We start from the raw sequence: 14,282 nt of genomic DNA on the forward strand, positions 1-14,282 counted from the left end.
TCGCCATGTCCGGCCGATTGCATGCCGCCGACTTTCGACCGCCGCCGGGGCTCGCCAACCGCCACGTCCAGACGCTGCTGCCGCGCCTGCTGCCACGGCGCAGGCTGCGCAGCGAGGTGGAAATCCTCGAGTTGCCGGACGGGGACTGCGTGGAGCTGGTGTGGGTGCAACCCGCGCCGGCGGCCCGCGATGCCCCCGTATTCGTGCTGTTCCACGGGCTCGAGGGTTCCTGCCGCTCCCCCTATGCCCGGGAGCTGCTGGCCACGGCCGCGGGGCTGGGCTGGCGGGCCGTGCTCATGCATTTCCGCGGATGCGGCGACACCCCCAATCGGCTGCCACGGGCCTATCACAGCGGCGACACCGCAGACGCCTACTGGCTGATCGGCCAGCTGGCCCATCGCTATCCCCGGGCCCTCAAGGTCGCCACCGGGGTCTCGCTGGGCGCCAACATGCTGGTCAAGCTGGTGGCCGAGCAGGGAGGCGACGGGCTCGACCTGACGGGGGCCATCGCCATCAGCGCCCCCCTGGACCTGGCGGCCAGCGCCGACACCCTGCACCAGGGCTTTGCCCGCCTCTACGAGCGGCACCTGCTCGGCGCGCTGAAGGCCAAGGTCGCGCGGCGCCTCGCGGCCGGTGAACTGCCCCTGGCGCTGGAGAGCCGCCAGCTCGCCGGGCTCGACAGCCTGCGCGCCTACGACGATGCGGTCACCGCTCCCCTGCACGGCTTCGAGGGTGCCGCCGACTACTACCGGCGCGCCTCGGCCGGGCGCCTGCTCGGCGAGCTGGAGCTTCCCACCCTGGTGCTCCACGCCGACGATGATCCCTTCATGCCGCGGGGCCTGTTCGAGAGACTCCCCGAGCCGTCGGCATCGGTACGCGTGGAGATCGCCCATCACGGCGGACACGTGGGCTTCATGGAGTGGCGCGATGGACGCCTGCGCTCCTGGCTGTCACGGCGGGTAGCGCGACAGCTGGTGGACTGGACCCAGCCCGCGGGCCAGGAGGCCTGGCCGGACCGCCTCCGGGTCACCCGATCGGACAGCTGACCCCGGTGCCGCGCAGACCACAGTAGCCCCCGGGGTTCTTCTCCAGGTACTGCTGGTGGTACTCCTCGGCATAGTAGAACGCCGCGAGTGGCGCGATCTCGGTGGTGATGGCCCCTCTCCCGGCCCTCTGCAGGGCCTGCTGGTAAGCGTCACGGCTGCGACGAGCCACTTCCAGTTGCGCCTCGCCCGTCACGTAGATCGCCGAACGGTACTGGGAGCCGACGTCGTTGCCCTGGCGGTTGCCCTGAGTCGGGTCATGGGCCTCCCAGAACACCTGCAGCAGCCGTTCGAGGTCGACCTGTGCCGGATCGAAGATCACTCGCACCACCTCGGCGTGCCCGGTCAGGCCGGTACAGGTCTCGTCGTAGGTCGGGTTCGGCGTGACGCCGCCGGCATAGCCCACCGCCGTGACGTGCACACCGGGGAGTTGCCAGAAGAGGCGCTCGGCGCCCCAGAAGCAGCCCAGCCCGAGCACGATCTCGCTCAGGTGCTCGGCGAAGGGGGGGACCAGCGAGCGGCCATTGACGGCGTGAGTGCCGCTGATCCGCAGCGGGGTATCGCGTCCCGGCAGGGCATGGGCAGGGTCGATGTTCATCACGGGCTCCTCTCGACGGCGGCGTGGTCGGTTGCGGTCAATCGCCGGGCCCGGGTGGCTTGCCCGGCCGGCTGAAGGTATAGACGAGATCCACCGCCTGTGCGGCACCGGACACCGCCTCCAGGTAGAGGTTCCGCCACAGGGTGTAACGCAGCGTCAGCTCGGCGATCGGCGAGAAGACCCCGACCCCGTAGCTGACCCGCAGGTCCTCGGTGAGCTGGCCGCTCACCCGCACCTGGCTCTGGTCGCCGACCCCCGCGGTCTCCAGGGCGAGGTCGTCGATGCCGAAGGCCTCGCCGATGGCCCCCACCGCCCCGCCGGTCCGCCCGATGGTCAGGCCCAGCAGCGCCGAGGCCAGGGCGCCCCCGGCATCGCCATCCTCGGGGGGACGGCCTCGCAGCAGGTAGGAGAGCGCCCGGGCCTCGTCCATGGCCGGCTCGGAGAATACCCGTAACCGGGGTTCGGCGGCACTGCCGGTGACCCGCAGGCCGGCGATCACCTCGTCCTGGGTCGCCTCGGGGTTGCGGATCGCCTCGAAGTTGAGCAACGGCTGGTCGGGCGGGCCGCTGAACAGCAGTACGCCCCGGCGGATCAGCAGGTCCTGGCCATAGGCGCGGAAACGACCATCGACCAGGTTGACGTCGCCGAACAGCTGTACCGGGCCGTTCTGCTGGCGCACCTCGAGGGTGCCGGCCAGTCCCGACTCCAGCCCGTAGGCCAGGAGCTGCATGTCGGGCCCGAGCCGCAGGTCGATCTGCACGTCCACTGCCATGCCGGCCTCGGCAAGGGCCCGAGCCGCCGACTCGCCGCCCTCCGGCTCGCCCTGTTCGGCGGCCCGCTCGGCCCGACGGCGGTCGCGGATCTCGTCGCGACGGGTGATGATCACCTCGTCGGGGCTCGGGGTCACCGCCGACGCCGGCATCTCGCCCACCTCGAGCCGCGCCCAGGGCACCTGTACCTGGCCACGCACCTGCAGGCGATCCGGCCGGACCCGTACCTGCAGGTCCGGGGCGGCCCGCAACCGGCCGAACGCCGGCAATACCGCCAGCAGCGGCTGCTCACGGGCATCCAGGTCCACGTCGATGCGCCAGTCGTCGGGACTCGGCCAGGCGGCCTCACCGTCGATCTCCAGCCGGCCCTCGTCGGCGGCGACGAAGCCGCTGATCCGCCCCTGGTCGCCGCTCAGGCGTACCGCCAGTTCGCCATCGCGTACCGCCAGGGGGACCTCGCCGCCGATCACCCGGAGGCCGGTGAGGCCGATGTTGCCGTCGAGTACCGGCGCATCGCGGTTGCCGCCGACGCGCACGTCCCCTTCCAGTACGCCCTCGAGGGTGTCCATCCCGGCCACCAGGGTGCGATAGCGCGACAGCCGGAAGTCGTCGAGGGTCAGTCGGCCGTCCAGGGCGCCACTGCCGGCAGGGTCATCGATGCGCAGCACCAGGCGCAGGTCCCCGGCCTCGGCGATGCTCAGCACCAGGTCGAGGTCGGCGCTGGACTGGTCGGCCTCCAGATCCAGCGAGAGCCGCGAGGCGGGTAGCTCCCAGGGCTGCCCATAGGCGTCGAGTCCCCGCACCGACAGCTCGGTGGCCAGGGTCATCTCGCCCTGCCAGCCGGCACCGCCCTGGCGCCACTCGGCGACCAGTCCGGCATCGGTGGCGCCCCCGAGCTCCCAGTCCTCGGGCACCCACTCCTCGATCAGCGACATCGGCAATCGACGTATCGCCAGCACCGCCCGGCCGTCATCCGCCGAGGCCTGCAGGGTCTCCTCGAGGCACAGCGCGCCCCCCTGCTCACGCCCCAGGCAGAAGGGCTGGACGCGCACGCGCCCGGCCGGCAGGTCGGCCTCGAAGGCCACGGCCTCGGCCAGGCGGATGTCGCCATGGTCGGTATCGGCCTCCGCCGAGGTCAGCCGTCCGGCATAGCGATCGCGGTCGCTGCCCATGGCGCCCTCCAGCGCCAGGGCGGCCCGGGAGAGGGGCATGCCCCGGCCGGCGGTGGCATCCAGGGTCAGGCGATGGTCGGAGAGCCGGCCGTCGAGGGCCACGCCGATCTCGCTGAACCGCTGGCCGGCGGCGTCGAGTCGCTCGATATCCAGGCGCAGGTCGATTTCCGGATCCTCGATCCCCACGACACGACCGGCCAGGCGCAGCCGCTCGAGTCGATGCTCGGCGAAGCGCAGCGCCTCACCGCCGAGATCCAGGTCGAGTTGCGGCGATGCCAGGCTGCCCGAGGCACTGAACTCGCCGGCCAGGCTGCCCGAGAGGTCATCATGCAGGCTGGCCAGGGCCGGCAGGGCGATCTCGCCGGCGAGGTCGATAGCCGGTTCGCTGACCCGGCCGGCCGCCGTCAGCCGATTCTCGCCCTGGCGAAAGTCCAGGGCATCGACCCGCCAGCGCATGTCGCTGTCGCCGGCGAGGCTCGCACGCAGTGACATCGGCAGTTCCTGCAGCTCGCCGTCGATGGCCAGCCGGGGAAGGCGCAGGTGCCAGCCCGTCGGCGACCGGGAGAAGCCCAGCTCGGCGTCGCCATCGAGTCGCCCGGCGATGCCGTCGACGAAATCGCCCGGGTCGAGGTTGTCCAGGCGTACCACCGCCTCGACGGCGAGCGCCTCGGCCCAGTCGGCCCGGCCGCGGCTGACCACCGAGGCGCGACCGAGACTCAGCGAAAGTGGCGTCCAGGCGAAGTGCTCGACATCGCCGGTACCGGTCAGGGCCACGCGGGTGTAGGGGATCTCGGGCCCCTCCGCCATCAGCGAGGCGGCAACCCGATAGGCCAGCAGGCTGCCCTCCAGGCGCAGGTCGAGGTCCTCCACCAGGTAGGGGTCCGTCGTCGCGACGGCAGTGCCCGGCGCCGCTGTCCCGGCCCCCGCCTGCACGGAGGTCGCCCCGGGGAGGGGCCACTGGACCAGGTCGCTGGACAGCGCGGCGGTGAATGGCAGGGTCGGGTCCAGCAGGTCCAGGCGGGCATCCAGATCGGCGGTGACCGGCCCGGAGAGCCCCAGCTGCACGCCCAGCGCACCCAGGTCACCGTCCAGTGTCAGCTCGACGCGCTCCCCCGCGAGCTCGGGCATCACCTCGGGCAGCCAGAGCGAGGCCTCGAGCCGGGCCTCCAGGGGGTAGTCGTCCCGCAACTCGATCCTCGCCTCCAGCCGGGCGTCGGTATCCGGCGTCGTCACCTCCAGCGGGGCGATCTCGACCCGACTGCCCTCGGCGGTCAGGCTCAGATCCAGGCGCCTGACCCCATAGTCCAGCGGGCCGCCGACGGCGAAATCCTCCACCCGCAGCTCCGGCACCTCCAGGCGCAGCGGCAGGTGCACCTCGGGCAGCTCCCGCCGGGGCCGCTCCTCGAGCGGCAGGCTGGCCAGCCCCTCCAGCTCGGCGGCGGCCGTCGCCGGCAACGGGGAGCGTACCGCCAGGGCGGCATCGATCGCCTCGGCGTCGAGCCGCGGCCCCTCGTGCTCGGCCTCGCTGAGGGCGAGGCGGGCCCCCGGCGAGAGCGGCAGCAGGAGCCGCGCACCGGTCAGGCGGGTCGGCAGCAGGGTCAGGGTGTCCGCCGCGGCCACCGCCCCGGTCCTGAAGTGCGCCCAGGTCACCCGGGTGCCGTCGGCCAGCTGCACCTCGACATCGAGCAGCTCGAGGGCGCGGATCTCCACGGGGAACGGCAGCGAGACCGTATCGGGCAGGCTCCCCGGTTCACGCTCGCCTGCCTCGTCGGACGCTTCCTCGCCTGCGGCCAGGCGGATGCGCGCTCCCTCCACCGCCAGGGTGTCGAGACAGAGCCGCCCGGCGAGCAGGCAGTCCTCGGCCCAGGCCAGCTCGATACGCTCGGCGGCCAGGCCGACCGGCCCGGCCTCCAGGCGCAGCCCGTGCAGCACCAGGGTATCGAGCGGGGCCCCCTCGGCAGCCTCGAGCCGATAGTAGCCGCGCTTGGCCCCCTCCTCGAGCAGCAGCCCCGTTCCCCAGGGCGAGAGCGCCAGGCCCAGGGCCAGCACGGCCATGCCGAGGAGCCAGAGCGGGAGCAGGATCGACAGGCGGAGGAGTGCCCAGATCAGGCGCCGGGCCATCAGAACTCCGGGCCGATGGCGAAATGAATGCGCCACGAATCGTCCTCGTCATCGAAGGGGTGAGCGACGTCGAACCGTATCGGGCCGACCGGGGAGACCCAGCGCACGCCCAGGCCGGCACCGGTGTTGAGGGCGTCCGGCCCCCACTCCGCGAAGGCATCGCCGGTGTCGACGAAGGCCGCCCCCCACCAGGCCCCGGTGAGTCGGCGCTGCAGTTCGGCGCTGGCGGTGAACAGCTGCTGGCCGCCGACCAGGCGTCCCTCCTCGTTGCGCGGGGCCAGGCTCTCGTAGGCATAGCCGCGAACGCTGCGGTCGCCGCCGGCGAAGAAGCGCAGCGAGGGCGGCACCTTGTCGAAGTCGTCGGTCTCGATGGCGCCGAGCCCGAGCCGGGTGACGAAGCGGGTGTCGTCACCGAACATGCGGATCCACTGGGTCTCCCCGGTCATGCGCAGGAAGTCGGCGTCGGAACCCCAGATGTCGTCAGAGACCTCGAAGGCCAGGCTCTGCCGGTCGCCCCAGCTCGGGAAGGTGGGGTTGCGGGTCCGGGTACGCGACCAGCTGATCCCCGGGTAGAGAATCACCACCTGCGCTTCCTCGCCGCCCTGGGTGAAGTCCTCGTAGGTGGTACGGACATAGATCGTCTGCACCCAGCGATTCTCGAACTCCCAGCGCCGGGCGGCCTCCAGGGTCGCCTCGAGGGAGCGGGTGTCCTCGTTGTCACGGTGGCGAAAGCCGTACTGGAAGCGGTAGCTGTCGCGCAGCGGGTTCGCCAGCGGCATCGTGTAGGTGCCGGTGAAGCGCTGTTCGGGAGCGGAGAGGAAGAGGCCGTGGTCAAGGCCGTGGCCGTAGCGATTGATCCAGGGCTGGTTCCAGGCGAAACGGGTGCGCGGCCCCACGTCGGTGGCATAGCCCAGGCCGATCTCGAACTTGTGGCGGTCGGCCGGCGTCACGCTGACATCGATGGGCACCTCGGGGCGCCGCTCGGCGCGTTGCAGGGCCGAGACGCCCTCGAGCGCCAACGCCGAGAGCCGCGGCTCTCCAGGCCTTGGCCCGGCCGAGGGGGCCTGCGTGGCGAGCTGGCCGTCGGCCACGTCCAGCTCGTTCCAGAAACCCAGACGCGGCGCCGGCAGGGCAAGGCTCGCCGCCTCGCCGAGGCGCGGCCGCACGGCGATGGAGCCGAACCAGCCCGTCTCGCCCAGGCGCTGGTTGTAGCGAGCGAGCTCGCCGGCCAGGTAGGGGTCCCCGGGGGAGAACGGCAGCATGCGCCGCAGGCGCGCTTCCGCGATATGGCTGCCCTCGATGGTGACATCGCCGAAGCGGTGGCGAGGGCCGCTGTCCAGGGCCAGGTAGAGCCTGGCGCTCTCGGCGTGGGGCCGCACCTCCATGCGCCGGTCGACGAAGCGCCAGTCGAAGTAGCCCCGCTCCAGCGAGAGATTGGCCAGGCGGCTGCGCAGCCGGTCGTAGGGAGCGTGCACCAGGGGGTCGCCCACGGCCAGCGGAAAGGCCGCGACGGCCTCCCGGAACCGGGGATCCTCGGCGGCATCGCCGTCGAGACGGATATCGAGGACCTCGATCCGTACCCGCGGGCCGGGCTCGATCATCAGCTCCACGTGCTCGGGCGGGTCGCCCTCGGCGAGCCGGAGGGTCACCCGGGGCTCGTAGTAACCATGGACCCGGAGCGCCTCACGGGTGCGTCGCTGCACTTCGCTCTCGACCCTGGAGCGACTGTACAGCGCCGTGTCGAGGCCATCCAGGTAGTAACGGACATTGTCCGCGACATTCCCTTCCACGCCGTCGATGCGCGCCTCGATGGCGATCGCCCCCTGCGTCAAGCCAAGGCACACTGCCGCCATGCCCAGGCGTGTGAACACGCGATTCCACATATCAACGGCTTCCCTAGCTTGGCATTCGCGCGTTCCGTTGCCTCAGCGCTGCAGCGCCTCCAGCCGAGCACTCAGGGCGAGCTGGGAGCGACGCAGCTCGCCGATCTCGGCCTCGAGCGCGCTCAACCTGCCCGCCATGGCATCGGTGCGCGCCGCTTCATCATCCCGTGATGCCGCCGCGGCTTCAACCTCGTCGGTGAGTCCCGCCAGCCGCGCGGACAACGCGTCCAGCCGCTCCTGCAACTGTCGCTCCTCGCGGGTCAGGCGTTCCTCGAGCTCGCCATGGGCACTCGCCAGCTGCTCATGGGCGGCCTCCAGCCGGGTCAACGCCTCGCCCTGCCCCGCCTCGGCCTCCAGCGAGGCCAGCCTGTCATCCAGGCCGTCGAGGCGTTCGGCGTGGCGCTCGCGGCCAGCATTCAACGCCTCGATACGCTCTCCCAGGGCCGCCCGCCCCTCCTCGCCGGCCCGTTCCAGGGCATCCAGCGAGCGCCGGGTGGCGGCCAGCACGGCATCGCGGGTCTCGGCCTCCTCGTCGATCCGCCCCACCCCCTCCTGCAAGTCGTCGATGCGCTCGTCGATGGCCGAGAACCTCGCCGCCCCACTCTCCTCCTGGCTCGACAGTCGATCGCCGATCTCCTCGTCGCGGGCCTCCAGGGCATCGAGACGGGAGTCCAGGCGTTCCAGGGCCTCGCCGCGCCCCTCCTCGGCGTCGAAGCGGGCATGGACATTGGAGACCTCGCCACCCAGCCTGCCCAGCTCACGCTCGAACCGCAGGCGCTCCTCCCAGCCCGCCCAGGCCAGGGTACCCAGGGCGGCGGCCAGCACCAGGACCAGCAGCCACAACGGCCAGACTCGCGGGGGTGGGGGATGACGCAGGCGGTGCGGTGCCAGGCTGGAATCCGGGTCCGGTACGATCGGTCGCGCATGCCGGCGGTCATCCGGGCGCTCTGCCATGGCGAACTCCTTACTCTCGAGCGATGAGGCCTGCCTGGACAGGGCAGGCAGGACGGTCCTGCGATGAAACCCGAGCCTGACAATCGGAATTGGCGCCTTCCGACCCGGGTGCTATCATGCCGCGACAATAGTTGCACAGCGTTTTCATAGTGTAAGGTTTTTTTCACCCCAAACGCACGGGCTCCGGCCAACGCCCTCGAGGCCGCCCCTTGAAGCCGTGGCGATGAATCCTTCACCATTGGGCGCTGTTTCATCACCGTGACGACAAAGGAGAGTCCCTGAATGGCATTTGAACTTCCCGCTCTGCCGTACGAGAAGAACGCGCTGGAACCGCACATCTCCGCCGAGACGCTCGAGTACCACTACGGCAAGCACCACCAGGCCTATGTCACCAAGCTCAACGAGCTGGTCGAGGGCACCGAGAACGCCGACAAGTCCCTGGAAGAGATCATCAAGTCCTCCTCCGGCGGGCTGTTCAACCAGGCGGCGCAGGTCTGGAACCACACCTTCTACTGGCACTGCCTGTCCCCCAGGGGCGGCGGCGAGCCCAGCGGCGCCCTGGCGGACGCCATCAATGCCAAGTTCGGCTCCTTCGACAAGTTCAAGGAGACCTTCAACGCCAACGCCGTCGGCAACTTCGGCTCGGGCTGGACCTGGCTGATCAAGACCGATGACGGCGGTGTCGACATCGTCAACACCAGCAATGCCGACACCCCCATCGCCCATGGCCAGACCCCGCTGCTGACCATCGATGTGTGGGAGCACGCCTACTACATCGATTACCGCAACGCTCGCCCGAAGTACATGGAGAGCGTGTGGGCCCTGATCAACTGGGATTTCGTGGCCGAGAACTTCAGCTGAGGGCCTGACGCCCCGGCGTCACCCCGTCGATACGAACGACCCCGCCATCGGCGGGGTCGTTCGCGTTCGTCGTCGAGGGCTGCGGCACGAGGCGCCCTCAGGGATCCGCTCGTCGACCGATGCCCCGATAGTGCATGCCTTGCGCCGCCACCCACGCCGGGTCGTAGATGTTGCGTCCGTCGAGCAGCAGCTTCTCGCCGAGCAGCCCCGCGAGGCGCGGCCAGTCCGGGTTCCAGTACTCCTTCCACTCGGTGACCAGCATCAGGGCGTCGGCCCCCTCGCAGGCGGTGTAGGGGTCGGTGTCGAACAGCTCGAGCAGCGGATGCTCACCGACCTCGGCCTGCAGCGCATGGATGGCGGCGGGGTCATGCAGTCGCACCTTCACGCCCTGGGCCCACAGCGACCGCAGCAGCGTCAGCACCGGGGCGTGGTCGATGCGCGCCGTGCCGGGCTTGAAGGCCGCGCCCCAGACCGCCACGGTGCGCCCCTGGAGGCGACCATGGAAGTGGGTCCAGAGCTTGCGGAACAGCGTCTCCTTCTTGTGCTCGTTGATGTCGAGCACCTGTTCGAGCAGCGCCGAGTGCCGGCCGCTGGCCGACTGCACATCGGCCAGCCGCATCAGGTCGCGGGAGAAGTTGGGCCCCCCGAAGCCGCAGCCGGGATAGAGGTACTCGTAGCCGATGCGCGAGTCGGCGCCCATGCCGCGACGCACGAACTCGACATCCACGCCCAGGCTGTCGGCCAGGCCGGCGATCTCGTTCATGTAGCTGATGCGGGTGGCCAGCATGCCGTTGATCGCCAGCTTGGTCAGCTCGGCGGCACGCCTGGGCATGCGCTGGAAGACCTCGCTGCGACGATTGAAGGCACGCAGCAGCTCCCTGACCCGGGCCTCGGCCGCGTCATCGTCGCAGCCCAGCAGCCAGCGCCCGGGGCGGGTGAAGGTCTCCCAGCCCCGCCCCTCCTCCAGCAGGTCGGGCAACGCCACCGCCACCCCGCGCCCCTCGAGCATCGCTTCGAGCCGTTCGGTCTCGCCCACCGGGAAGGTGGAGTTGTTGACCAGCACCAGGCCATCGACGGCCCGCTCGGCCAGCATGGCGAGCGGGCCGGCCAGGTCGCCTCGCTGCTCGGGTGACAGGGCCAGCCAGAGCAGTTCGATACCCTCGCCGTCGGCGGCCTGCAGCCCGGCGGGTTCCACCAGCCGCAGGCTGCCTCGCCCCCGACTGGCCTCTAGCTGCATGCTGAGCTGGGGTTCGCGGTTGAGCCAGTCGGCGCGGGAGAGCTGCTCCCAGGGGGCACTGGCATGGGGCACCCAGGTGACCTGGTGGCCGACCCAGGAGAGGGCCGCGGCGGCGGTGACGGCAGACAGCTCGCTGCCATGGATCAATACCCGCATGGGATTCACTCCTCGGTGGCGTAACGCGCGAGCAGCTCGCGGAAACCCTGGCCGTAGCGCGGATGCCGGCGCCCATAGGCCAGGATGGCCTCCAGATAACCCAGCTGGTGCCCGCAGTCATAGGTCCTGCCGCGCATTCGCCAGGCATCGACCCCCTCGGCCTGCCGCAGGCTCTCGATGGCATCGGTGAGCTGGATCTCGTTGCCGGCACCCGGCGGGGTCTCGGCGAGCAGCGGGAAGATCCTGCCCGTCAGCACGTAGCGGCCGATGACGGCCAGGTCGGAGGGGGCGTCCTCGACGGCCGGCTTCTCGACGACGCCAGCCAGCGGGCGCGACTCGCCCGGTCCGGGCACTTCACCGCCGGTATCCACGATACCGTACTTGTGGACCAGCTCGTGGGGCACCTCCTCGACCATCAGCTGGGAGCGCCGGGTGCGCTCGTAGGCGTCGAGCATGCCGGCGAGGTCGTTGCGCTCGAGCCCCTCGCAATCGACCAGCACGTCGGGCAGCAGCACCGCGAAGGGCTCGTGGTCGCCCACCACCGGCCGGGCGCAGAGCACCGCATGGCCCAGCCCAAGCGGCTCGGACTGGCGTACGCTGATGATGTTGACGTCACCGGGCACGACGGAGCGCAACTCCTCGAGGAGTTCATGCTTGCCCTTGGCCTCGAGGCTGGCCTCGAGCTCGAAGTGCTTGTCGAAGTGGTTCTCGATGGCGCTCTTGCTGCCGTGGGTCACCAGCACGATGTCGCGAATGCCGGCGGCCACCGCCTCTTCCACCACGTACTGGATCACCGGTCGATCGACGATGGTGATCATCTCCTTGGGAATCGCCTTGGAGGCCGGCAGGCAACGGGTGCCGAAGCCGGCAACGGGAAGCACAGCCTTGTTGATCATGGTGCAGTCCTTGTCCTGTGAGTAATCGTCGTCTCTGGATGTCGATGTGTGACCTTGCCAGCGGATGAGACGCGCCGGTGACATCCCTCTCCCGGGGGCAGATCATGGGAATGCGCCCTCGGGAACGGGTAGAATACGCCATGATACCGAACGAGCACCGACCTGCCACCGTGTCGGCTCGGCAACAACTTAACCTTGAGTGGGTTCATGTCTGTGGATTCCAGAACGGAGAGCTCCGATGAGCGCAAGTCACACGGAAGCGGGTAACGTCGATCCCGGCGAGATCGCCAAGTTCGAGGCCCTGGCCGAACGCTGGTGGGACCCGGAGAGCGAGTTCAAGCCGTTGCACGACATCAATCCGCTGCGCCTCGACTTCATCGATGCACGTGCCGGGCTGGCCAGCCGGCGGGTGGTCGATGTGGGCTGCGGCGGCGGCATCCTCGCCGAGGCCATGGCCCACCGCGGCGCCGTCGTCACCGGCATCGACCTGGGCGAGGCTCCCCTGGCCGTGGCACGCCTGCACGCCGCCGAGAGCGGCGTCGAGGTGGCATACCGCCATGTGAGCGTCGAGGCCCTGGCCGAGGAGCAGCCCGGCGACTTCGATGTGGTCACCTGCCTGGAGATGCTCGAGCACGTGCCCGACCCGGCATCGGTCGTGGCCGCCTGCGCCCGGCTCGTCAAGCCCGGCGGCCAGGTCTTCTTCTCCACCCTGAACCGCAACCCCAAGGCCTATGCGCTGGCGATCCTCGGCGCCGAGTACCTGCTGCGCCTGCTGCCCCGCGGTACCCACGACTACGCCAGGTTCATCCGCCCATCGGAGCTCGCCGGCTGGTGCCGCGAGGCAGGCCTCGAGGTGCGCGAGCAGAGCGGCCTGGTCTACAACCCCCTGACCCGCCGCTATCGCCTCTCCAGCAGCGATGTCTCGGTCAACTACCTGATGCACTGCCGAAGGGAGCTCACGTGAGCACGTTTCCCGTGCGCCCCGGCGCCCTGCTCTTCGACCTGGATGGCACCCTGGTGGATACGGCGCCCGACCTGGCCCGGGCCACCAATGCGCTGCGCACCCACCACGGGCTCGCGCCGCTGGCCTATCCGGTGATCCGTGCCCAGGTCTCCAACGGGGGAAGCGCCCTGGTCACCCTCGCGCTGGGCCTGGCCAGGGAGGCCGAGGGGCACGACGAGGCTCGCGACTTCCTGCTGGAGGCCTACGGCGAGGCCATCGCGGTGGAGAGCCGGGTATTTCCCCCGCTCGACCGCCTGCTGGCCGACTGGGAAGCCCGGGCACGTCCCTGGGGCATCGTCACCAACAAGCCACGCGCCTATGCCGAACCGCTGATCGAGGCGCTCGGGCTGACGCCGGGCGCCCTGCTCTGCGCCGACGACCTGCCGGTCAAGAAGCCTGCCCCCGAACCGCTCTGGGAAGCCGCCCGTCGCCTCGGGGCCTCGCCGGCCGACTGCTGGTACATCGGCGACCACCTGCGGGACATCCAGGCGGCGCGAGCGGCCGGGATGGCCGCCGTGGCGGTGGGCTACGGTTATATCGAGGAGCACGACGACTACCGCACCTGGCCCGCCGACCTGTGGTTCGAGAGCGGCGAGGCACTGGTGGCGGCACTGACCGGACACTGAGGCGCCCCCGGCCGGGTGGCGCGGTCCCGTTCAGACCTGGCGGAGTGGCGCCCGGGCGACGACACTGTGAGGACGACCCTTCATCCCTTCAGGGTGACCTGTCGCGCCCCCTCCCGCATCCGGCACGCCAAGGTACAGGTCATGAGGAAGCGTTGCCCGTACTGCCACAGCTACGGCGTCGTCAGGAACCGGCGCGCCCTCTGGAGGCGCCTGGCCAGACGCCCTCGCACCTATCGCTGCATCGATTGCGAGGCCTCCTTTGCCTGGCACGATCCCCCCGACCCGACGACAGGCGAGGAAGCCGTGCCTCGGCGCGTGCCCGGCCTCGCGCAGCGAACGCGACGCACTGCCGTGCGCCAGTGGCTCGCGGCTCACGGGGCGAAAGCGCGCGCAGGGCTCGCTTCGCTGCGCCAACGGCTGTGGGGAGCGCCGATCGAGGTCTGGGTGGTCAAGCAGATCGATGACGACATCCTGCACCTGTGCGGTATCGGCACCCTGCAGTCCGAGCAGGGACGCAGGCGCGTGATCAAGGCCCTGAAGCAGGGGGACTACCATGGGGGTGTGCGCCTCGGGCGGACCGGTGTCGTCCTCAACAGCCGGCTCTTCACGGCGTTGCCCCCCCTCGAGGCACTGCAACTCGAGCACGCCAGCCGCGCATGCTGGCAGGGACGGACCTGGCGGGTCTCGCATGTGCCACAGCGCTGCTGGCAACACGAGGGTCGCCTGGTCGCCCACCTCGGCCCGGTCAGCGACCAGGCCGGCCTGATCAGTAGCGAAGACGTCTCCATCATCCGTGAGCATGTCGACCCCGATGTCGTCCCGGCGGGCATCGTGGCCTTCCAGGCCGGGGCCGCCCGGGGAGACCCCCTGCCGGGCATGGGCGGCCGGAACATCCAGGAGGCGGGCTCCCGGGGACGGCTCACCTGGCCACCCGGGGGCCCCGACCTCCCCTGATGGCGCTC

The 14,282-nt window shown here is 70.6% G+C and carries 11 protein-coding genes; 5 read left to right on the forward strand and 6 right to left on the reverse strand.

Features of this window, described 5'->3' with window-relative positions; translation table 11 throughout:
• Positions 1-5: 5 nt before the first annotated feature.
• Positions 6-1,046 (forward strand): hydrolase, encoded by a 1,041-nt coding sequence (locus tag ACOMD9_RS00750; protein WP_421411545.1) that lies wholly within the window; start codon positions 6-8, stop codon positions 1,044-1,046.
• Here the strand turns inward: ACOMD9_RS00750 and msrA are convergent.
• The 4 genes from msrA to ACOMD9_RS00770 form a co-directional block, all read right to left on the reverse strand.
• A complete protein-coding gene (gene msrA, locus ACOMD9_RS00755; protein WP_421411547.1) occupies positions 1,027-1,641 on the reverse strand; it encodes a peptide-methionine (S)-S-oxide reductase MsrA in 615 nt (204 codons plus the stop codon). The two genes, ACOMD9_RS00750 and msrA, sit on opposite strands and share 20 nt — an antisense overlap.
• Before the next feature lie 37 nt (positions 1,642-1,678).
• Complete coding sequence (tamB, locus tag ACOMD9_RS00760) at positions 1,679-5,704, reverse strand: autotransporter assembly complex protein TamB (protein WP_421411548.1); 4,026 nt, start codon at positions 5,702-5,704, stop codon at positions 1,679-1,681.
• Complete coding sequence (tamA, locus tag ACOMD9_RS00765) at positions 5,704-7,557, reverse strand: autotransporter assembly complex protein TamA (RefSeq protein WP_421411931.1); 1,854 nt, start codon at positions 7,555-7,557, stop codon at positions 5,704-5,706. Before tamA ends, tamB begins: the two co-directional genes overlap by 1 nt.
• Positions 7,558-7,629: 72 nt before the next feature.
• On the reverse strand, positions 7,630-8,541 hold the full coding sequence (locus tag ACOMD9_RS00770) for a hypothetical protein (RefSeq protein ID WP_421411550.1): 912 nt from the start codon (positions 8,539-8,541) through the stop codon (positions 7,630-7,632).
• Positions 8,542-8,823: 282 nt separating this feature from the next.
• Here ACOMD9_RS00770 and ACOMD9_RS00775 point away from each other — a divergent pair, with 282 nt between their 5' ends.
• On the forward strand, positions 8,824-9,402 hold the full coding sequence (locus ACOMD9_RS00775; RefSeq protein WP_421411551.1) for a superoxide dismutase: 579 nt from the start codon (positions 8,824-8,826) through the stop codon (positions 9,400-9,402).
• 97 nt (positions 9,403-9,499) lie between these two features.
• Here ACOMD9_RS00775 and ACOMD9_RS00780 read toward each other — a convergent pair whose 3' ends face one another.
• Both ACOMD9_RS00780 and galU read right to left on the reverse strand, forming a co-directional pair.
• Entirely contained in the window at positions 9,500-10,795 is a 1,296-nt protein-coding gene (locus ACOMD9_RS00780) for a nucleotide sugar dehydrogenase (RefSeq protein ID WP_421411552.1), read from the reverse strand.
• Between the two features lie 5 nt (positions 10,796-10,800).
• On the reverse strand, positions 10,801-11,691 hold the full coding sequence (galU, locus tag ACOMD9_RS00785) for a UTP--glucose-1-phosphate uridylyltransferase GalU (protein WP_421411554.1): 891 nt from the start codon (positions 11,689-11,691) through the stop codon (positions 10,801-10,803).
• Between the two features lie 238 nt (positions 11,692-11,929).
• On the opposite strand from galU, the gene ubiG reads away from it, so the two are divergent.
• The 3 genes from ubiG (at position 11,930) to ACOMD9_RS00800 (ending at position 14,274) form a co-directional block, all read left to right on the forward strand.
• Complete coding sequence (ubiG, locus tag ACOMD9_RS00790) at positions 11,930-12,655, forward strand: bifunctional 2-polyprenyl-6-hydroxyphenol methylase/3-demethylubiquinol 3-O-methyltransferase UbiG (RefSeq protein ID WP_421411556.1); 726 nt, start codon at positions 11,930-11,932, stop codon at positions 12,653-12,655.
• Entirely contained in the window at positions 12,652-13,320 is a 669-nt protein-coding gene (locus ACOMD9_RS00795; RefSeq protein WP_421411558.1) for an HAD-IA family hydrolase, read from the forward strand. The genes ubiG and ACOMD9_RS00795 overlap by 4 nt, the downstream gene beginning before the upstream one ends.
• Positions 13,321-13,461: 141 nt before the next feature.
• Complete coding sequence (locus tag ACOMD9_RS00800; RefSeq protein ID WP_421411560.1) at positions 13,462-14,274, forward strand: hypothetical protein; 813 nt, start codon at positions 13,462-13,464, stop codon at positions 14,272-14,274.
• The last annotated feature ends 8 nt before the right edge of the window (positions 14,275-14,282 follow it).

The organism is Halomonas terrestris (genome assembly GCF_049166755.1).
Taxonomy (GTDB): domain Bacteria; phylum Pseudomonadota; class Gammaproteobacteria; order Pseudomonadales; family Halomonadaceae; genus Halomonas.